The organism is Gardnerella piotii, from assembly GCF_003397585.1.
Classification (GTDB): Bacteria; Actinomycetota; Actinomycetes; order Actinomycetales; family Bifidobacteriaceae; genus Bifidobacterium; species Bifidobacterium piotii.
In genome coordinates this window covers 760,407-782,509 of the sequence record NZ_QJUV01000001.1, presented here as the reverse complement: position 1 = coordinate 782,509, position 22,103 = coordinate 760,407, and the positions used below count along the sequence as shown (strand labels likewise).

Below are 22,103 nucleotides of genomic sequence, written 5' to 3'. Positions count from 1 at the left end.
ATATATGTTGAATCAGAACTAAATAAGTGCTAAATCATTCACTAAATAAGCACTAAAATCATTCGCGATTTTTATAAGACGCGAGTTTAACAATAGAAGCAAGCTCTTCAACTTCTAAAGACGCTCCTCCAATAAGGAATCCATCCACATCTGGCTCACTAATTAAGCTTGACGCATTAGAAGACGTTACAGATCCGCCATAAAGAATACGCACAGAATTTGCAACATTATCGTCAAAAGTGCGTCGCAAATCGTCCCTAATCGCAAAAGCTGCCTCTTGAGCAGATTGAGCTGTAGCAACCATGCCAGTTCCAATAGCCCAAACTGGTTCGTACGCAATAATCAAACGTGCTGCCTGCTTAGAGTCTAAGTCGCGAGTAACGTCGTGAACTTGACCAACCGCAAAATCAAGCTCTATACCTTGCTTGCGCTCCTCGAAGCTTTCGCCAACGCATAAAATTGGTTGCATTCCAGCTGCAAGAACAGCGCGCACTTGGTCAACAATATTCGCATCGTCTTCTGGATGATACTTTCTACGCTCGGAATGGCCTACAATCACCATTGAGCAGCCAAGACTTGCAAGCATATCTGCAGAAACGTCTCCAGTAAACGCGCCTTGAGTTGTAACGGAAACAGCTTGTGCTCCGTAAAGAATAGGAATATTACTGGATTCAACTAAAACTTGTACGCTTCTTAAGGATGTAAACGACGGCATAAGCGCAATATCGCATTTTTTGCAATCAAAGTGAGAATCGCAAAGCATCCACCAGAATTTTTGAATAAAATGAGTGGCTTCAAGGTGATTGAAATTCATTTTCCAATTACCTGCAACTAGCGGTTTTCTTTTACAAACCATAATCACCCTTAAGAATTGTTATAAAGATAAAATTAACATTATGCCGACCTCGATTTACAAAATGAATTCATAAAATCGAAGCCGGCACAATATCTTAAATTTATTTACTCAAGCACGCTCAAGCCTGGAAGAGTCTTACCTTCCAAGAACTCGAGAGAAGCGCCGCCACCAGTGGAGATGTGCGAGAAGCCATCTTCCGCAAATCCAAGGTTACGAACTGCAGAAGCGGAATCACCACCGCCAACAATAGTGAAAGTACCGTTCTTAGCGGCGTCAACCAAGCCCTGAGCCACAGCACGAGTACCAGCAGCAAACTCTGGAACCTCAAACACGCCCATTGGTCCATTCCACACAACAGTCTTGGAATCAACAATCTTATCGTGGAACAGCTTTTGAGAATCAGGGCCAATATCTAAGCCCATCTTATCTGCAGGAATAGCATCCGCTGGAACAACTTCTGGAGCAACTGGAGTGTCGCCTGCTGGGAAGCCAGCGTTCACAACAATATCGGTTGGAAGAACAAGCTCAACGCCATTCTTCTTAGCGGTTTCAATGTATCCCTTAACTTTCTCGAGCTGATCCTCTTCAAGCAAAGAAGTACCGACTTCGTGACCCAAAGCCTTAAGGAATGTGAACACCATTCCGCCACCAATAACAAGGCGATCAGCCTTAGAAAGCAAGTTTTCAATAACGCCAAGCTTGTCGGAAACCTTAGATCCACCAAGAACAACAGTCAAAGGACGCTCTGGATTTTCGGTTGCGCGAGAAAGTGCCTTAACTTCCTTTTCAACAAGCAAGCCAGCAGCAGCTGGAAGATCGGCAGCAACATCGTAATTTGAACCCTGGGCGCGGTGAACAACACCGAAACCGTCGGAAACAAAAACTTCTCCAAGAGCAGCAATCTTCTTGGCGTAAGCTGCGCGCTCAGAAGCATCCTTGCTGGTCTCTTCGGCGTTAAAGCGCACGTTCTCAAGCAAAACAACGTCGCCATTGTTCATTGCAGCAACCTTAGCTTGAGCATCTTCGCCGTAAGTATCTGCAGCCAAAGCAACATTTACACCAAGAAGTTCACCTAAGCGAGCTGCCACTGGAGCCAAAGAAAGCTCTGGAACAACCTGACCCTTTGGACGGCCAAGATGAGCCATTAAAATAACCTTGGCGCCCTGCTCGCGCAAAGCTTTAATCGTTGGCAAAGCAGCCTTAATACGACCGTCGTCTGTGATAGTCGTGCCCTTAAGAGGAACATTAAAATCGGCACGAACGAGTACGCGCTTGCCGCTCAAATCTCCCAAATCTTTAAGTGTCTTCATTGGTATCCTTTCCAAACCATGATTCAACCAATCATGATGGCGAATTTAACAAGAAAAAAGACGAAAGCAAAGCTAAAACGTCTATAAATTCCACAAACGATTATACCGCATATGCGCAACAAGCACGCACAAAATCAACAGAAAGATTTACATAAAAATCAACACCAAAATCGCGCGATACAAAAATGCCGCATACTTTGTGTATACGGCATTTAATCAAAATTAGTAACTACAAAAGTTAATTCTAGAGTTAATTCTACATTCTAGATTTTTCGACTTTAGCGCAAAGTTGCAAAAGTCTACGAATACGGCCAGCAACAGCATCTTTTGTGATTGGAGGATCTGCCAAATGACCAAGCTCTTCCAAGCTTGCATCACTGTGCTTAAGTCGCAACTTGCCTGCCATCAAAAGATTTTCTGGAATATCGTCTCCAAGAACGTCGAAAGCGTGACGAACCTTTTCGCAAGCTTCTGCAGCAGCCTTAGCACTCCTGCGCATATTTGCATCATCGAAGTTTGCTAAACGATTAGCTTTTCCTCTTGCTTCGCCATCAGAACGCTTGCCAGTCCATTCTCTAGAAGACCTTGGAGCGCCAATCAAATTAAGCATACGCTCAATTGCGTCTGAATCACGCAAAGTAACGCGCTCGGAGCTTTTAACTTTACGAGCCTTTGCGCTCACACCCAAACGTGCAGCCATAGCTTGCAAAGCTGTTGCAGCTTCGTGAGTTGGGCAAACAATCTCTAGATAGCTAGCTTTTCCAGGATCCGATATAGCACCGTGAGCTATAAACGCTCCCCTCCACGCGGCTTTAATTTGTGCAATGCTTCCGCTAACAATTTCTGGAGCTAAGCCTGCAACAATGTGCATACGTCGATCCAGAAGACCAGATTGCAATGCTAAAGCTGCGGCTCCTCGATCAACAAGAACCTCGTAACGAGTAACAACACCCGTAGGCGTTTGACGAGAAGCTTGAGAAATCTTAGCCTCCCGCTGGAAATAAGTCTCAAGAACGTCTACGAGCCATTGTGCTGCATTTTGCGAATCAAACTGTGCTCTAATTACAGCTTGATTATTAACTGGCCTTAGACCTCCAGCAAAACGCATCATCGCTGCAGCTTGAGCCATAATAACCGCTGGTTGGTCACTATTATTTGCGACGAGTTCGTTCTTTACGTCGTCAAGAAGAGCCAAGGGAAACCTCCTATTTTGTTCTTCTTAAAGTATGCGTTGGGATTCTTGCAAGATGCCATTGCACGATGCTAAAAACATCTACATGCTCGGCTTTCTGTAGTACCCAATGACTTGGACATTTTACCTTTTAATATTGCTTTTTATATTACATAACACCGTAGGAGAAAATGCATTATTTGTTAAATCATGCTCTAGATCTCATCTCTCTAGCAGACACTGTAACTTGTAATCCTCTAGATTTTAATCGTTTTGCAAGCTCTATGCTAATAGCTACAGACCTATGCTGGCCTCCTGTGCATCCAATTGCAATAGTTACATAGTGCTTATCTTCTTTTGCAAAACCATCGATTGCTGTAAGAAGAGCTTTCTCGTAGGAATCTAAGAATTCCATTGCGGCTGGGTTTTTAAGAACATAATCGCTAACAGCTTTATCTTTGCCAGTTAAATCTCTAAGTTCTGGAACCCAAAATGGATTTGGCAAAAATCGCATATCTGCCACAAAATCGGCATCCATAGGCATTCCGTACTTAAATCCAAAACTAAAAATGTGAACAGATACAGTAGAAGACCCTTTTCCAAGCAAGCCTTCATAAAGCTTTGTTGAAAGTTGATGAATACTAAGAGTAGAAGTATCGATAATAATATCCGCGCAATCCTTAAGATGACTTAAAAGCTCGCGCTCTTCTAAAATGCCATCAATAAGTCTCCCGCCGCGTTGCAAAGGATGCGGCCTGCGCACAGACTCATATCGCTTAATAAGCACAGAATCGGAAGCGTCTAAAAATAGTATTCGAGTTTTTACGCCCAAATCATCTATATGGCCCAAAACAGCAAAAAGATCGTCAAAATATCCACGCGATCTTACATCAATAACTGCTGCAAGCTTATGCACTTTAGAGCCAGAAGACGTCATCATGTCTACAAGCGGAATCAGCAGCTTTGGAGGAAGATTATCAATAACATACCAGCCCATGTCTTCCAAAGCATTTGCAGCATGCGATCTTCCAGCTCCACTCATGCCCGTAATAAGCATTACTTCAAAATCGCTTGAAACATGCGCATCTTGGCTACTTAAAGAAGCATTATTTGATTGCAACTTAAAAACGGAATTATGAGATTGCATTTCTAGATTATTCTCATCGCTCATAATGCCTCCTGCAATGCTTTTTCCATGCAACTTCTTATGTAATCGTAATCTGTAGCCTTGATGGATTTATGTTTGATTATACAAGAATCATCACTCGAATCATCACTCGAATCATCACTCGAATGCCTATACTCAAAAGTCATAAGTTTTACTTGATCTAATGCCTGATACAAAAGCATTTCTTCTCCACCAATACCAATGCCGTATTTTCTCCAAACTTTAAGCATCTGGCTTGGTCGAGGACTGTAAACAACGTCTAGCAAAGCTCCTAAATATTTTATTGACTTTTCCTTGCAATATTCACACAAAGCGAGCGCTAATCCGTCTGCTACATGAGCTGGAACAGTGCTTATAACAATATCTGCGTTTGCAATTGCTTCAATTGCATCCAACGAAGAAATAGATTCTAGAATGTGAGATTTATCACATTTTTCTATACTTTGTAAATCGTCAATTTGCAAAGGCTCACTCGCAGGAAACTCTATACCGCAAACAGGCTTGTAATCGCGCTTGTTTTTAATCTCAAAATTCTCTGGCTCTATTCTTCTGCTATTTGGAAAATCCAATTTATATTTATCTACTAAATCGTTAAATCTACTAACGCTTTTAACAGTTTTTCCATCGCTTTGCAACCTTGCAACAACACTAACTTTGCTCAATTTTGAGCCTTGCGCAATTTCTATTAAAGCTGCCATTGCAGAAGACGCTGTGTTTCCGCTGCCAATAATAACCGCACTTTTAGCGTTTAATATTTTAGATTTTAGAGCGCGCACTAACGCCATTACAATCCCATTTACGTCTGTGTTACAAAGCTCAATCGTCTCAGGATTTTCTATGCATGGCTTTTTACTAAACACAGCAGTATTTGCAACTCCAAGCGTTTTTGCCCAATAGTCGCAAGCTACACCTAGGCTCATAATCGTTTTTTTAAGTGGCATTGTAAGGCTTAAGCCTTTCCAAGAATCATCAAGATGCGCGATAAAATCTTTTAAGTCTTCTTCGCTAACTTTTTCTTTACTATAATGCCAATTATTTAATCCCAATGCCTTGTAGGCAGCATTGTGCAAAACTGGAGATAGAGAGTGCGATATAGGATTGCCCAAAACCGCACAATTGTAGCATTTTTCAACCATTTTAACCTCTTTATTTATAAGCCTTTATTTGCGAGCCTCTATTAACAAGTTTATGCGATTTTACAAATCCTTAGGATCTACACTAAATTTTAATTCGCCACTTTTTCGCATTGCAAAATGCTTTGCGCATTCTTTTTTCAAACGATTAACTAATTCATCTCTATATTCTAATGGCACTCTTACAACTGCTTTAACTCTATCGTTTAATTCTTCAAATCGTTGAGAATTTTGCTCGCGCAATGTTGAAGGAGGCTTCATTGGAACAATTCCAAGTAAAGGCGGAAGATATTCGGACTCACTCGAATCGCCAGAATCTTCGCTCGAATCGCCAGAAACCACAGAGTTATTATTTTTAGTTTCGACTTTTAACATTGGAAGATTGCTAGAACTATCTAAATTGCCATTTTTGCTTGCGACTTTTGCAATGTCTTCACTAATGTCTTCACACTCATAATCGCCCATTGCACCAATCGCATTAAGCGTATCTACAACAGCTTGCCTAAACCCCCATATTCTTGCAACGCAAACAGAAGGAGGCAAAAGCGCATCTTCTCTTTCTTTAAGCTCTTGTTTAGAAAGAATCGAAGAATCCCACTCCTCTAACGATTTAGCGAGAACATCATAAGTTTCTCCCAAAATAAGCACGCTTCCGTCTCTGCTTTTTGGAGCACACATAGAAGCCGCTTTCATCCACGCGTTCAAAGTGTCGATTCTAGCATCTAATCCCGTGCTGTAAAGACTCGTCCACGCGTCTAAAATCGCAACAAGACCATATTCCCCGCAAGAATCTTTAGAATTGCTTAAAACACGCGGCTGCGATCCAAGCGCGCTAATAACAATCATCGGCTTTTGCTCAACCCACTCAACAACACCGCTTTTTTGTTTTGCAGAAGAAACAATAATTGGAACATCCTTAAAAAACTTAAACACTTCTTTAGCTGTAAAATTAACGCCTATATGAACAGCTTCAATCGCTCCAGAATTACTAGAACAATTCGAGCATTTCCAACCTATTGCAATACTTCCACACCACGCGCATTTAGGAGCAGAACCGTCTAAGGGCAAGTCAAGCGGACCAGTGCAACGTTTGCAACGAGCAATACAATGGCACTTTTTACACGCAGCTTTTTGAATAGCGCTATCTTGGCAAGTGGCAAGCAAAACAGGCATTTTAGCGTCTAAAGTTTGTCTAATCGAAGTTAGCGCAGTGTACGGTATTCTAGAACCTACACTCGGGTCATTTATTTTAGTCAAATTATTTGAATTTAAAAGACGAACCCAAGGACTTGCATTTTGAACAACAGACTTAAAAGGCGTAACTTCTACTAAATGGCCACTAACCGAAGGAGCTAATTTTTTGTTTTCAACTTCGCTTTGACTAATAACGCTTCTTGCAAAAGACATTGAAACAAATACGCCATTATGATTTTTGGCGCGCAATCGCATAACGCCTCTAGCTTGTGCGTAAGGCATCATGCCGTCTGCATACTGATATGCGCTATCTTCTACAATCACAAAAAGCGCTTGCGACTCAACTGGCGCATACATTGCAGACCTTGTTCCTAAAACGCACGGAACAATGCCCTTTTCTATAGCTCTCCACGCTCTATACCTATCTGCTGGAGAATCATAAGCGCAAAGACGAGCAACATCTCCACTTAAAGCGCCATTAGAATTTTGTGACTTTTTATAAGGCTTAAGGCCGTAAACCATAAGCGAGCGCATAACATCGCTCACTTCTCGAATCGTAGGCAAAACAACAGCAACTTGACGACCAGCGCTTATAGCATTTGCAATAATCCACGCTAAATCTTGCGCCCATCTAAACGCGCCTGGCAAAGCATCTACAAGAAAAGCTTTGTAATTATTCGTTGTACTTAACATAAAGTCATCTTTAGAATGCAAATAATAAGGTTTTTGAACGTTTTCTAGCTCTTGTTTTAACAAATCCGCGTTTTTGTAAGACGCAAACATGCGAGCATCGGTTGTTTTTATAAGATTTTCCGATTCGCTATATTGATTCTGTTGCCAGTCATCTTTCGATTTTAAGCTTTTGCGAAAATCGATGGTCCATTTTTGCCTTTTAGACATGTGAATATCGTCTAAAAAATTCTCTTTATCTACGCCAGCGATTCTTTTGGGCAAAGCGAGCCGAATAATATTCGCTCTAGTTCCGCCATAAGCGTTAGCAATTGATGAAATATCTTGCATAAAAGATTTAGACGCAACTTTTTCGCTTGAAACAATTTTTTCAATAAACTTTAGGGAGGATTTTGGCGTTTCGCTTGAATCGCTTCTACTCCATATGATTCCGTTAACTCGTCTTGCGCCGAATTTTACGCGAACCATAACCCCTGGCTTTGCGTCTTCATCTTGCGATTGGCTAACAATGTAGTCGAAAGTTTTTCCAAGATGAGGTGCTTGAACGTCTAAAACAACATGCGCAATCGCACAGTTACTCGCTTGGATTGGTGTTGAACCACCCTTTTTGCGCCTGTGTGATTTTTTCGCTAAACCTTCTAAAGAAGGCTGCAACGAAGACTGTTCAAGCATTAATAATCCTTATAAAATTAATCCTTATAAAACTTCAAATCATTTTTTTAAATCATTTTTTTAATGATTTTACCTCATTTTTAATCTGTTCAACACGATTCAACTCTTCCCAAGGAAAATCAACATCACTTCTGCCAAAATGACCATAAGCAGAAGTCTTTGAGTAAATTGGTCTAAGCAAATCAAGCTCGTCGATAATCACAGCTGGTCGCAAATCAAAGACTTTACGAACTATTGCAGAAATATCCGAGCGCGTAATTCCATTAGCTTCTGTTCCAAAAGTTTCTACATTTACGCTAACAGGCTCCGCAATACCAATAGCGTACGCGACTTGCACTTCTACTTTATGAGCCAAACCTGCAGCAACAAGATTCTTTGCAACCCAGCGCGCAGCGTATGCTGCAGAACGATCTACCTTACTAGGGTCTTTTCCAGAAAAAGCTCCGCCACCATGATGAGCGGCTCCACCATAAGTGTCTACAATAATCTTTCTGCCAGTTAATCCAGAATCTGCAGCAGGCCCGCCTAAAACAAACGACCCTGTAGGATTTACAAGCATTCTATAATCGCTATAATCAACGCGATTTTCTAAGACTTTACTAAGAACGGGCTCTACAACGTTTTTAACAAGCTGTTCTCTAAGCCAATCAACGCTTACATTAGGACTATGTTGAGTGGAAATCAAAACAGTATCTAAGCGAATAGGCTCTAACTTTTCGTTATACTCGATTGTTACTTGCGTTTTTCCATCTGGTCTAAGATTTGGCACAATTCCAGACTTTCTAACATAAGATAAGCGTTGAGCAAGACGATGAGCAAGATAGATTGGAAGAGGCATATAAGCGTCTGTTTCGTCGCTAGCATAACCAAACATAACGCCCTGGTCGCCTGCTCCTTGACTCTTGTAGCGTTCTTCTTTAGACGCAAGATTTTCGGATTCTAAATCTAATCTAGAAACACCTTGATTTATCTCCGCGCTTTGCTCAGTTAGTGAAACCATTACGCCACAAGAATCAGCGTCTAAGCCAACAGAAGAACTGTTGTATCCAACTTCGCGCACAACTTTTCTTACAATTCCAGGAATATCTGTGTAAACTTCTCCCCTAACTTCGCCAAAAACAACAAATTGTCCTACGCAAGCGCAAACTTCAACAGCAACATGCGCATGGGGATCTTGACGAAGCATGTCGTCTAAAATTGCATCCGCAATCTGATCACAAAGCTTATCTGGATGACCTTCTGTAACAGATTCTGCAGAAATAAGTTTAGACTCTTTCATAATTCCCCTTTATAACTTTGTAACTTTATAAATAAAACTAACTTTATAAATAAAGCTAACTCTCTAAATTGCGCATTAAAACAATCGCAGCCGCATACCCACACGCGATTGTAAGCGCAAGGATAATACGGCTGCAATTAAACGAAAAAGAAAACTTAGTTTCCCTCGTTCACATCATCTTCACCAAGATTCTCTACCAGCAAACCCTTATTAATCTCGCGGAATGCAATAGAAAGAGGCTTTTCTTGGTTCTTATACTCAACAAGAGGACCGACGTTTTGCAACAATCCCTCGTTAAGCTGTGTGAAATAAGAATTAATCTGCCGTGCTCGTTTTGCGGCAAACAAGGCAAGCGCATACTTGGAATCCGCATGTTGCATTAAATCATCAATAGGCGGATTTGCAAGTCCCGTAGGTGTTGGCTTAGTGCCCAATGCCATAATGTTCTCCATATTCTATGGTGCCACAATAGTTTCCAAATAATCAATTGTAAGCTATTGCAAGGATATTCAAAACACTAATCAAAATTAAACTAAAGTGATTGGAACTAATCTAAACTAGTCTAAACTAAAACTAATCAAGATTAATCTAAATCGTATTCTTTAGCGATTATATTCCAAAGCTCGTCCGCAGCGCGATTAGCATCGTCATTAACAATCACAAAATCAAACTCACTAGACGCGGCAATTTCCACTTTTGCTGTTTGCAAACGCTTAGCTTGCTGCTCAGGAGTTTCTGTGCCTCTACCAATAAGCCTACGCTTAAGCTCTTCAAAGCTAGGAGGAGCAATAAACACGTACACAACTTCCAAACCAAGTCTAGAAGCCTCTTGCTTTACTCTTCTAGCTCCTTGAAGATCAATCTCTAGAAGCGTTGGAACGTTTTGAGCAAGATGATCCAAAACTGGTTTAAGAAGAGTGCCATAGTGAGCCATTCCGTGAACAAGAGCCGTCTCTAAAAATTCACCGTTCTTTTGCCTTCTAGCAAACTCTTCTTCGTCAATAAACCAATAATGAATGCCATTAAACTCGTCGTAGCGAGGCTTTCTGGTAGTCGCAGAAACAGAAAGCCAAATATTAGGGTGTTTTTCGCGCAATACCCCCTCAACAGTGCCCTTACCAGCAGCAGTAGGACCAGTAAGAACAATCAATCGCCTTTTAATGGATTGCGTACTTTGTGTATTGTCTAAACTAACCATATTTGACTCTCTTAAATCATTTTTATGAATCCATTAAAGCTTGACGAATATCCCAAGCTATTCGTTCAGTTGCATTAGATAATGCACCAATATCTGGACCATGCGAAGCAATAGACCTAGAAACAGTTACTAAAACATTTCCGTGAGTTCCAGCAAAAACCGTTTTCAAATCGTTAGCTTCCGCACCCTGCCAGCCGTAACCTGGAGAAAGAATAGGGCCAGTAAAACTCGTTAAATCGATTCCACCGCCATTCATCCAATCTCCAATAGTGGCTCCAACAATTAAGCCAACAGAACCCATGCCCTTTGTATTGTTGTTAAAAGTTTGAGCAGTTTGAGCAATACCATGAGCAACAGTTGTACCACGGTATGAACCAGTTTGACGAATTGCTGTTTGCAAACTAGCGCCTTCGCGATTAGACGTTAGCGAAGCAATAAACACACCCTTGCCATTATTAAGAGCCTCATTAATCAACCCACCCATTGACCTAGCTCCGTAATATGGAAGAAGCGTAATTGCATCTGTAAGAAGAGGCGCATCTGGCTTAAAATAAGCGTCTGCAAGAGCGGAGATTGTTGTAGACAATCCACCATGACCGCAATCAACAATAGTGATTACATCCATTTGCCTTGCAGCGTACAGCACTCGTTCGAGCGCCGCGAAACCCTTAGACCCGTAGCGCTCGAACATGCTTGACTGGAATTTTACGGCAGCAGCTCTGCCGTTCATGGCTTGAAGCATACGCATGGAGAACAATTCTGCTCCTTGAGCATCCATATTGTATCCCCAATTAAGCAGCATTTTGCGGTGCGGATCTATACCAACGCATAATGGCCCATATTTTGCCATAGCGTTTTTTAGACGCAATCCAAAATCGGATCTTTGCGCCTGCAATTCCTGCTCTCGTATGCTTTCGGTCATGTATTAAGCCCGACTTTCTTCGTTTTCTGCCTTCTCGATTGCAAACAGTTGCTTTGCATGCTCCTGAATGCTCATCACTTGGTAATCGTTGTTCTTAACGGCTTCTATAGCCATAAGAACTGGTGCAAACTCCGTAATTGTAGTGAATTGCGGAAGGTCTGCTGCAACAGCAGCTGCACGAATAGCATAACCATCCGTACGCGACCCTCTTGAATTCGGCGTGTTCAACACCATATCAATCTTACCATTTTCAATCAGCTCAACCACGTTTTTGCCGATTCTTTCGCGCGAAGGCACGTCATTTCGCACATCCTTCGCCGTGTCGCCTTGGCTTGAGAGCTTGTCAACAATAACTGAATCAATGCCGTAACGTCTAAGAACAGATGCCGTACCTTCTGTAGCCCAAATCGTAAATCCAAGTTCTACTAAGCGCACTGCAAGAAGAGGCAATTGGCGTTTATCTGCATCGCTTACAGACACAAACACGTTGCCACTTGTAGGCAAACCGCCCTTGTATGCTGCAAGCTGACTCTTAGCAAAAGCATGTGGGAAGTCGCGGTCAAAGCCCATAACTTCTCCAGTAGAGCGCATTTCTGGACCAAGCAAAATATCAACTGTACGACCAACAGGAGTGCGGAAACGCTTAAAAGGCAAGACGGAAGCCTTAATAGCAACCTGCTGGCCTGGGTGAATATCTCCACCATCTCCCTTTGGAAGAAGAAGACCACGCTTTCGCTGCTGTTCGATTGTTTCTCCAGACATAATTCGAGCAGCAGCTTTAGCAAGAGCAACACCAGTAGCTTTAGAAGCAAACGGAACAGTTCTAGACGCTCTAGGATTTGCCTCAATTACGTACAAAGTGTTTGCCATAAAAGCGTATTGAACGTTAATAAGACCACGAACCGAGCATCCGCGAGCAATCGAAAGCGTGCCCTCGCGAAGGCGGCGAATTTGATCGTCGGAAAGTGTGCTTGGAGGAAGAGTGCAAGCAGCATCGCCAGAGTGCACACCAGCCTCTTCAACATGCTCCATAATTCCGCCAATATAAAGCTCATTGCCGTCGTAAAGTGCATCAACGTCAATCTCAATAGCGTCTTGCAAGAACTTATCAATCAAAAGCGGCGAAGGTAAGCGGCCAGAAACAACAGTGTCTGCTCTAGCTTCTTGCAAAGCGCGATCCACGTATTTTGCAAGCTGAGCATCGTCGTACACGATTTCCATGCCACGACCGCCAAGCACGTAGCTTGGTCGCACAAGAACCGGGTATCCGATTGCGTGAGCAGCATCTTTAGCTTCTTCGAGGCTTAAAGCAGTGCCGTAGCGCGGAGCATTCATGCCTTCTTGGCGAAGAACCTCTCCAAAAAGCTCTCGATTTTCCGCCAAATCAATGGCCTCAGGCGTAGTACCCAAAATTGGAACGCCTGCAGCTTTAAGACGAGCCGCAAGTGAAAGCGGAGTTTGGCCGCCAAGTTGCACAATCACGCCTTTAACTGGGCCAAGCTTCTTTTCTGCTTGATAAATCTCAAGCACATCTTCGAAAGTAAGAGGCTCAAAGTATAGGCGATCCGACATATCGTAGTCTGTAGAAACTGTTTCAGGATTGCAATTGACCATGATTGTGTCGTAATCCTTACCCAGCTCTTGCACAGCATGAACGCAAGTGTAGTCAAACTCAATACCCTGGCCGATTCTATTAGGACCAGATCCAAGAATGATCACGGCTTCGCGATTGCGCGGCTTAAGCTCGCTTTCTTGAGCGTAGCAAGAATAGTAGTAAGGCGTTACAGCGTCAAACTCGGCAGCACAAGTGTCAACCGTTTTGTAAACAGGATGCAATCCATACGCCCAGCGAAGCTCTCGAACCATGTTTTCGCCTTCGTCTCCAAGATTACGCAAATGCGCAATTTGAACATCCGAAAGGCCAGCAAGCTTAGCGCTCTTTAACACTTTTGGCGTCAAGTTTTCTGCTTCACGAACCTCTAGCGCTGTTTTGTTAATTAGCGAAAGCTGCTCAACAAACCATGGGTCGATTTTTGTTGCGTCAAAAATCTGCTCTGGAGTTGCTCCACCCCAAAGCGCGCGCTGAATTTGCAAGTAGCGGTGCTCTGTTGGCGTGTGCATTTCTTCAAGAAGTCTATTAACTTCTTCTTTGCTTGGGCGCTCGCCGTCCCAGTTAAAGCATGCGTGGCGCTTATCGATTGAGCGCATTGCTTTTCCAAGAGACTCCTGGAAGTTTCCAGCCAAAGCCATTGCTTCGCCAACAGACTTCATAGAAGTAGTAAGCGTAGTATCTGCTCCAGGGAACTTTTCAAACGCAAAGCGCGGAATCTTAGTTACAACATAGTCAATCGTTGGCTCAAAGCTTGCAGGAGTCGAACGCGTAATATCATTTTGGATTTCGTCCAAAGTGTAGCCGAGCGCAAGTTTTGTAGCGATTTTTGCGATTGGGAATCCTGTTGCTTTAGATGCGAGCGCAGAAGAACGCGAAACTCGCGGATTCATTTCGATTACGATTATGCGACCAGTCTTAGGGTTGATTGCGAATTGAATATTGCAACCGCCTGTATCAACGCCTACGCCTCGAATAATCGCAATGCCAATATCGCGCATCTTTTGATATTCGCGATCTGTTAGCGTAAAGCATGGAGCAACTGTAATCGAGTCTCCCGTGTGAACACCCACAGGGTCAACGTTTTCGATTGGGCACACAACAACAACGTTGTCTTTTGAGTCTCGCATAAGCTCCAGCTCAAATTCCTTCCAGCCTTCAATGCCTTCTTCAATAAGCACTTCGTCTGTTGGAGAATAGTGGATGCCAGCTCCAGCAATGCGGTGTAATTCTTCTTGATTATGAGCAATTCCAGAGCCTAAGCCGCCCATTGTAAAGCTTGGGCGTACCACTACTGGGTATCCAAGCGTTTCAACAATTTTGTCTACTTCTTCGATTGAGTGAGCAATAAAGGATTTTGCGCTTTCTGCTCCAGCTTTTTCTACGACTTTCTTAAAAAGCTCACGATCTTCGCCGCGGTCGATTGCTTCCAAAGATGCGCCAATAAGCTCCACATTGTACTTTTTTAAGATTCCTGCACGCCCCAAGTCCATTGCGGCATTAAGAGCAGTTTGGCCGCCGAGCGTTGGAAGAAGCGCGTCTGGCTTCTCTTTAGAAATAATGCGCTCCAAAATCGCCGTGTCTATTGGCTCAATGTATGTTGCATCTGCAAGCTCTGGATCCGTCATAATCGTAGCAGGATTAGAGTTTACAAGGATTACGCGGATTCCTTCTTCGTGAAGCACTCGGCAAGCTTGCGTTCCAGAGTAGTCGAATTCTGCAGCCTGACCAATTACGATTGGGCCAGAACCAATCACCATTACAGACTTAATATCATCGCGTTTTGGCATTATAAATTCCTTTTATCTCTTTATACCTACTATTTTTCGCTTTTATTCTTGTGATTTTGCATAAGTTCTACAAAGCGATCAAACAAGTATGATGCGTCGTGAGGCCCTGCGGCTGCTTCTGGGTGATATTGCACAGAAAAAGCTGGAATATCAAGGCATTGCAAGCCTTCTACAACATTGTCGTTAAGATCTACATGAGACACTATTACGCGACCAAAATGGCCATTTTCGTAAGGGGACTGAACAGTCTGGCCAATAGGAGCATCTACAGCAAATCCGTGATTATGAGCCGTAACTTCCACTTTTCCAGTAGTCACGTCTTTTACAGGCTGATTTATGCCACGGTGACCAAACTTAAGCTTGTACGTTCCAAAGCCAAGCGCGCGACCAAGCAATTGATTTCCAAAGCATATTCCAAAGAATGGGTATCCTGCGTCTAACACATTACGCAATAATTCCACTTCGCGATTTGCTTGAGCAGGGTCTCCAGGACCATTCGAGAAGAACACGCCATCTGCGTTAAGCGCTTGAAGTGACTCAAAGCTTATTGAGGAACTTACAACGTGTACACGGCATCCACGCTGTGCCAAACGGTGAGGAGTCATGGCTTTTATGCCAAAGTCAACAGCTACAACAGTGTAAAGCGGCTCTTTGCCCTCATAATCTCCGCAAGGCTCAATCGTATAAGCTTCTTGCGTACTAACTTCGTCTGTTAGTCGCAGGCCTTGCATTTGAGGAGTTTCTTTAATCTCATTTACAAAAGATGCAACTGTGCGAATTGCTCCAGTAGTTTTGTCTATAAGAGCATCATTAGAAAAAATGCCGGCACGCATAACGCCAACTGAGCGTAAATGTCGTACCAGCATTCTTGTATCAATACCACTGATTCCTACAATACCTTGTTTTTCTAAATCATCTTCCAAGGAACCAGTAGCTCTCCAATTGCTAACATTTGGACTTGGAGCTTTTACAACGTATCCTGCAACCCATATTTTTGACGACTCTGGGTCTTCGCCGTTTATTCCCGTGTTTCCTATGTGTGGGAACGTTTGAACAACTATTTGTTGATCATAACTTGGATCAGTGAGTGTTTCTTGGTAACCAGTCATTCCTGTAGAGAACACGATTTCAGCGCGTGTAGAACCTTTTGCGCCAAATGGTTTACCAACGTAAACTTGCCCGTCTTCCAATACTAATACTGCATCATCAGTGCCGAATCCGGCGAAGGTGTCGTTATAGCCCACCTTAACCCCCTTATGGCTTTAGGTTATTCGTGGCAAGTTTACTCATATTGGCGGACGGCGACGCGCCGATGTATTACAAAACAAAAATCCGCCTACTTTTACAAGCAAGCGGATTTACATGTTTTACGACTATTTTACAAAAGACTATTTTGCAAAACTAGAATCTGAATCTAAATCTGACTTTACAAAAGACTAATCGTTTTCTTTCAATTCTTGCGATTCTTGCGATTCACCAGCTTCGCTAGACTCGTCAGATTCACCAGATTCACCATTAAACTTAGCCAAGCAAGCGTCTTTGTCGGAAACAATTGCGCTTAAAAGACCATGAATAAAGGTGATTGCTTCATCGTCACTATATGTTTTAGAAAGAGCAATTGCCTCATCAATCGCAACTTTATCTGGCACTTCGTCGTTTAGAAGAATCTCCCAAACAGCAATGCGCAAAATATTGCGATCAATAACCGCCATTCTTCCAACTTTCCAGCCTGTTGAATAGCGATTTAAGGTTTTATCAATCCTATTTCTGCGCTCTCCTACTCCGCGAATAATATCAACAGCATAATCCGGAAGAGGAGTTTGCGCGCCTGGCTCTTTCAAACGTTCGTCGAGTAAAGAAAGAATATTCTGACTTTTCTCGTCTGCCTCATAAAGAGTGTTCAATGCCCTCTTTCGAGCAGTGGAGCGTGCCATATTAGCGTCCTTTTTATAAGTTTTTACTAGTTTTCGCGACCAAGGTAAGAGCCGTCACGAGTATCGACCTTAACCTTTTCGCCTTCGCCAACAAAGAGTGGAACCTGAATTTCGGCACCAGTTTCAACTGTTGCAGGCTTAGTGCCAGCATTAGAACGGTTGCCTTGCAAGCCTGGCTCAGTGTGAGTAATCGTCAAAATTACAGACGCTGGAAGCTCTACACTCAAAGGAGTTCCATCATGGAAGCTAACAATGCAATCAGTTCCTTCAAGAAGATACTTGCTTTGATCTCCAACCAAATCCTTAGGAATGTACACCTGGTCGTAGGTTGTCATATCCATAAACACAAAGTTATCGCCGTCTTCGTAAGAGTATTGCAAAGTACGGTTATCAACGGTCTCGAACTCCATCTTCATGCCGGCGTTAAAAGTCTTATCGACAATCTTGCCCGAGAGCACGTTCTTAATGGTGGTACGAACGAAAGCAGGACCTTTGCCTGGCTTTACGTGCTGGAACTTAACAACAGTCCAAAGCTGACCTTCAAGGTTCAAAACCGATCCATTTTTAATATCATTGGTAGTCTGTGCCACGAGTTATCCGTTTCTTTCGCTAATAAAGCTGCAATGCGTGCAGCTAAGAAATAAACCTTGCTTATTATGCCACAAAGCGTCAACTAATTAAAATAACAACTAAAATAACAACCGCATTTAACGCAATTATTCGTTACTGTTGATCGTCTTGCTCCGACGAGTCTGAGTTTTGACTACGACCCATTGGAATATAGCCACCTTGATCATCCTTAGGATGCGGAGCATCAAAAGGATACCCATTGCCATCTCTGCTTAAAAATCTATCGCTCACTTTTTTAATTCTATCTTCATACTGACTTATAACAGCTTTTATTTTTTGATAAGCCTGCTTTAACTCTGTATAATTATTGCTGCTTTTAGCAAGAGCATTCCCTGCATCATTAATAGCATTTTCTATGCTTTTAGAAGCATCAGCTAAAATAGGCAAATTTTTAGCTTTTTCTACAAGCTCTCTAGCTTTTTTAACAAGATTTAACAATTGATCGCCAAAAGCAGTTCTGCTAGTTTTTAGTAAATTCTTTGCATGCGTTTTAACAGAATTAGCATCTTTGTGCAAAGAATCCAATTTGTCTGAAAGCTTATTTTCAACTGTTGTAGAATCGTAAGAATCCGCGCCAAGTGGGCATGATGGAATATCATCGTTTAAGTCATCATTAGCGTAGCTTAAAGAAGTTTCAAAATCGTCCGCTGCGTCTTTAGCAGCATCAAAATCTTCATCAAAATCAGCAGCTTTTATGCTAGAAGCATCTTTAACATCTTGACTTGATACAATTTTTTTAAGCTCTTCTTTAGCATTGATTACTTTTTTGCGCAATTGAACGCAATTTTTAGAAGGCTCATTCGCTTTTAGACTAGGCTTAGAGTTATTAGCAAATAATACAAACCATAATACGGCAACAACTCCGATTGATATAAGAGATGCACAAACAATAACAGCAATAGCTTTTTTATCACTTAATAAAGAGTTGTTTGAATCATTATTAGAGGAGCCAAAAATGTTTTCTGGCTCGTAGGCATCTTGATTATTAAAGGAAGCGATATCATCCAAATCTTCTGATTCTTGGTACTTATTATTGCTGTTTTCCATATTATGAGATTAATACAATCTTTTGATATTTTTACTCACATATAAAAGCATCATTATAAAACACTAATTTATAATTATTTTTACAAAAAAAGAACATAAACTAACATATTATCTTTACTTTATTCATAAAGACTGATATATTTAACATGTTCTAACAAGAACGAACATACGCATGATTTAACAGAGAAGAGAAACCATGAGAAAAAATATATTCGCATCTTGCTTATCTTTAGTAATAATTTTCTCACTAATACCAACTCAAGCCATTGCTCGCGAAAAATTAAACACTGGGCTAACGCAGTATAACAAATCTGTTGCATCTAATCCAAAAAACAAAGAAAACGCACTAAACACTTGGCATGAAGCAAAATATAAGGGATTCTTTGACCCAACTCCTACTGGGCTAAAGTGGAAGTTTGACGAATCCACCAATACTCTTGAAATATCAAAAATTAGCAGGACAGATTTTGCATCTAACTCAATTGAAAAAATAATTTCATCTAATAAAAACAACCAAGATGGCGTAAATTTTGATACATCTAAAGTCAAAGTCATAAATATTGTTCAATCAGGCGATCAAACTGAAAATGCTGGAAAAATCCAACTAGGAAACGGTGCTAGCAAACTGTTTTCAAACTTTGCAAATCTAGAAACAATAAACAATTTGAATTTATTTGACACTTCTAATGTAGAAGATATGTCTGGAATGTTTTCTTCAACACCTAAGTTAAAAAACATTAATGGCACTAAAGACTGGGATACAAGCCGCGTAACAGATATGAGCAGCCTGTTTGAAGATAGCGGAATAAGCAGCATAAATCCAATATCTAACTGGGATGTTAGCCACGTTGACAACATGCAACTAATGTTTAGAAACACAAAAAATTTGCGCACAGTTCACGGATTAGACGAAAAGTGGAACACTAGCAACGTTACAGACATGACTAGCATGTTTGAAGGCGGCGCAATTGAATCTGCAGACGGCATTAGAAACTTTAAAACTCGCAATGTTCATCATATGAGCAATATGTTCTACCAAGCAAAGAATCTTTCAAACGTTAAGGGAATTACTTGGGACAACCACTACTGCGATGAAGCAACTGGAATGTTTGCAGAAAGCGGATTAACAACTACCGAAGGCCTAGAAGTGTTTACAAACGAAAATCTTTCTTCAATGGGAAGAATGTTTATGAACGCAAACAAGCTAGAAGATATTAAAGCGCTTGAAAATTGGGATATTAGCAATACTAACGACATTGGCAGAATGTTTACTGGAACAACCTCACTTAAAGAAGCTAATCTTGGAAAATGGAAAACTTCTTATGTTTCAAACATTATCGGCCTTTTTGAAAACAGTGGCGTTAAAAAGATAACTGGCTTAGAAAATTGGGATACAAAAAATATTTGGAATATGGGAAAAGCATTTTCAAATACTACTAATTTAACGCAAATACCAGGAATCGAAAAATGGAACACTTCTAGCGCAACAGATATGAACGATATGTTTGCAAACTCTTCTGTAACTTCGCTAGATATTTCTAAGTGGGATTTAACGCAGGCTCTTAATATTCAAACTGGTTCATTAAACCAAGGTGTTAAAAACATGTTTGGCGGCAGCAAAATCGATGATATTACTATTCCATCTGGAGTGGATCTTAAGCAAACAAATCTTTCGGCACTTAATGACATTTGGAAAGAAGCAAGCGCACAAGATGGAAATCTTCTTATTAAAGAAGGTGGATTCTCAAATAGTGCAAAAGATTTAATAGAAAATAACGCAAAACAAAGCAAAGAAAGCGGCTCTAGAAGATTCTTACGCGGATACTTTATGGCTGCAATAAAGCACGGCGATGCTAATATTAATTGCTTAGTTAATACGAATGGAAAACATAATTTTGTTGATGCAATTGTTAATTGTAAAGATTCAAATAATAAAATAACTGACTTCCGAAATCTAGGCATAGAAAAAGCAAACGCAACTTTATCTACGATTCTAGGCTTAAAAGACGAAGTGATTACAGATTGGAATAATGGGAACTCTGCTTTTAATACAGATTTAAGCAATCTTGATTTAAGTAAAGATTTTAATTTGACTGTTAAAACTAAAAGCATTCAAAAGGAAACTTCAAACGTTGTTGAGCCTAGTAGATCTGAATCTTCGGACCATGATTCTGATTCTGATTCTGATTACAGTTTGAACAAATTATTATTCATTCCTTTTAATAAAGATGATTACAATTATAGTAGTTATAATCAAACCAGTGTTGATGCGAAGACATATACTGCAGAACAACAAAAGGTTGTAGAACCTAAAACTGCAGAATCTGCTAAATCGCAACAAGAAAATCAAGATACTTCTTACAAAGCAGAAATCGCCAACAAAACTGCAACAAATAAGAATCAAACCGAACAAAGCAGCAACTCAATCAGCAATAACGCTGATTACAAAGATTTGCAAAGCAATGATTCTAAAGAAAACAACTCTAAAGATAATGATTCAAGTAAAAGCGTAAACAAAAAGAAGGACGCACTAACAAATAACAGCCATATTGCGAAATCAGCCTCTTCAACCAATAATACGCATGTATTGGCTATTGCTATATTAGTTGTATTTGTTGTTGCAATTGCTGGAATTGCAACATTTGTTTTAAAGAAAAACTAAAACATTTGCAATAGTTTTCCGCAAAATGTTGTACCACACACCGTGTTTTGCAACATTTTGCGGAAAACTTTAAGATCTTTTATTAAAACGCTATATATCAAGCGCCGTATTGAAGAAGATATTTAGCAGCGCTATCTGCCAACTGCTGATTCATTACGGGCTCCCCGTTTGAATTACTAATCCTCTTAGCTGCATCGAAGATTTCACGCACGTTTGCAATTGGAAGAACTGGGAATCCAAACTCTTGCTCTACTGCTTTTACTGCAGAAAGTTCACTATCTTTTGTGCGCTCCATTCTATCTACTGCCAAAATCAAGCCAACAACTTCCACATTTGCTTCTGCTTTAAGCTTTGGCAAGACTTCTCGAACTGCGGTTCCAGCAGTCATAACGTCGTCAACCAGCAGCACTTTCATGCCGTCTTTTAGCGGCTTTCCAACCATCATTCCGCCGTCGCCGTGGTCTTTTCTCTCTTTTCTATCAAAAGTAAAACCAACTGGCATATTGTAATTATTAGTTAACGCAATAGACGTAGAAACTGCCAGTGGAATGCCCTTATAAGCAGGGCCGAAAACAGTGTCAATATTGCTAGAAAGAACACCATCTTTTATTGCTGCAACAATTCTTTGAGCGTAATAATCGCCAAGAGAAGCGATTTTCATGCCGTCATCGAAAGCACCAGCGTTAATAAAGTAAGGTGATTGGCGACCAGACTTAAGCGTAAAATCACCAAATTTAAGTGCGCCTGAATCAAGCAAAAACTTTGTAAAATCCTCGTGTAATTGTGCCATAATTAACTCTCCTTGTTAAAATGTCTTAAATAATCCGTCTTAAATAAA

General features: G+C 41.2%; 17 protein-coding genes. 1 reads left to right on the top strand and 16 read right to left on the bottom strand.

Annotated elements, in window-relative coordinates:
* Positions 1-58 precede the first annotated feature (58 nt).
* From tpiA to D0T20_RS03445, 15 genes are all read right to left on the bottom strand, one after another.
* Positions 59-856, bottom strand: a complete 798-nt coding sequence (gene tpiA / locus D0T20_RS03515) for a triose-phosphate isomerase (RefSeq protein WP_116285816.1) — start codon at positions 854-856, stop codon at positions 59-61.
* A 104-nt stretch (positions 857-960) separates the two neighbouring features.
* Positions 961-2,166, bottom strand: coding sequence for a phosphoglycerate kinase (locus D0T20_RS03510; protein WP_116438408.1), 1,206 nt, complete (start codon positions 2,164-2,166; stop codon positions 961-963).
* A gap of 256 nt (positions 2,167-2,422) precedes the next feature.
* Complete coding sequence (gene whiA, locus D0T20_RS03505) at positions 2,423-3,361, bottom strand: DNA-binding protein WhiA (RefSeq protein ID WP_004130980.1); 939 nt, start codon at positions 3,359-3,361, stop codon at positions 2,423-2,425.
* Positions 3,362-3,545: 184 nt separating this feature from the next.
* Complete coding sequence (gene rapZ, locus D0T20_RS03500) at positions 3,546-4,394, bottom strand: RNase adapter RapZ (RefSeq protein WP_080649803.1); 849 nt, start codon at positions 4,392-4,394, stop codon at positions 3,546-3,548.
* Positions 4,395-4,504: 110 nt separating this feature from the next.
* Complete coding sequence (locus tag D0T20_RS03495; protein ID WP_116438407.1) at positions 4,505-5,641, bottom strand: shikimate dehydrogenase family protein; 1,137 nt, start codon at positions 5,639-5,641, stop codon at positions 4,505-4,507.
* 60 nt (positions 5,642-5,701) lie between these two features.
* Positions 5,702-8,194 carry a primosomal protein N' family DNA-binding protein gene (locus D0T20_RS03490; protein WP_116438406.1) on the bottom strand — a complete coding sequence of 831 codons (2,493 nt, stop codon included), beginning with the start codon at positions 8,192-8,194 and terminating at the stop codon, positions 5,702-5,704.
* A 52-nt stretch (positions 8,195-8,246) separates the two neighbouring features.
* On the bottom strand, positions 8,247-9,473 hold the full coding sequence (metK, locus tag D0T20_RS03485) for a methionine adenosyltransferase (protein ID WP_116438405.1): 1,227 nt from the start codon (positions 9,471-9,473) through the stop codon (positions 8,247-8,249).
* A gap of 155 nt (positions 9,474-9,628) precedes the next feature.
* Positions 9,629-9,913: a DNA-directed RNA polymerase subunit omega gene (gene rpoZ, locus D0T20_RS03480; RefSeq protein ID WP_004130985.1), complete on the bottom strand. Its 285-nt coding sequence runs from the start codon at positions 9,911-9,913 to the stop codon at positions 9,629-9,631.
* Between the two features lie 143 nt (positions 9,914-10,056).
* Positions 10,057-10,671 (bottom strand): guanylate kinase, encoded by a 615-nt coding sequence (gene gmk / locus D0T20_RS03475; protein WP_016635440.1) that lies wholly within the window; start codon positions 10,669-10,671, stop codon positions 10,057-10,059.
* Between the two features lie 22 nt (positions 10,672-10,693).
* The gene (gene pyrF, locus D0T20_RS03470; protein ID WP_016635439.1) at positions 10,694-11,593 is read right to left on the bottom strand and encodes an orotidine-5'-phosphate decarboxylase; all 900 of its coding nucleotides are present in this window, start codon (positions 11,591-11,593) and stop codon (positions 10,694-10,696) included.
* Positions 11,594-11,596: 3 nt separating this feature from the next.
* Positions 11,597-14,992, bottom strand: a complete 3,396-nt coding sequence (gene carB, locus D0T20_RS03465) for a carbamoyl-phosphate synthase large subunit (protein ID WP_116438404.1) — start codon at positions 14,990-14,992, stop codon at positions 11,597-11,599.
* 29 nt (positions 14,993-15,021) lie between these two features.
* The gene (carA, locus tag D0T20_RS03460; protein ID WP_116438403.1) at positions 15,022-16,236 is read right to left on the bottom strand and encodes a glutamine-hydrolyzing carbamoyl-phosphate synthase small subunit; all 1,215 of its coding nucleotides are present in this window, start codon (positions 16,234-16,236) and stop codon (positions 15,022-15,024) included.
* 192 nt (positions 16,237-16,428) lie between these two features.
* A complete protein-coding gene (gene nusB, locus D0T20_RS03455; RefSeq protein WP_116438402.1) occupies positions 16,429-16,926 on the bottom strand; it encodes a transcription antitermination factor NusB in 498 nt (165 codons plus the stop codon).
* Positions 16,927-16,952: 26 nt separating this feature from the next.
* Entirely contained in the window at positions 16,953-17,516 is a 564-nt protein-coding gene (gene efp / locus D0T20_RS03450) for an elongation factor P (RefSeq protein WP_004130995.1), read from the bottom strand.
* Positions 17,517-17,649: 133 nt separating this feature from the next.
* Entirely contained in the window at positions 17,650-18,603 is a 954-nt protein-coding gene (locus D0T20_RS03445) for a hypothetical protein (RefSeq protein WP_116438401.1), read from the bottom strand.
* 196 nt (positions 18,604-18,799) lie between these two features.
* Between D0T20_RS03445 and D0T20_RS03440 the strand changes: the two genes are divergently transcribed.
* Positions 18,800-21,265 (top strand): BspA family leucine-rich repeat surface protein, encoded by a 2,466-nt coding sequence (locus tag D0T20_RS03440; protein WP_116438400.1) that lies wholly within the window; start codon positions 18,800-18,802, stop codon positions 21,263-21,265.
* Between the two features lie 97 nt (positions 21,266-21,362).
* Here D0T20_RS03440 and pyrE read toward each other — a convergent pair whose 3' ends face one another.
* Positions 21,363-22,055, bottom strand: coding sequence for an orotate phosphoribosyltransferase (gene pyrE, locus D0T20_RS03435; RefSeq protein WP_016635433.1), 693 nt, complete (start codon positions 22,053-22,055; stop codon positions 21,363-21,365).
* Positions 22,056-22,103 lie beyond the last annotated feature (48 nt).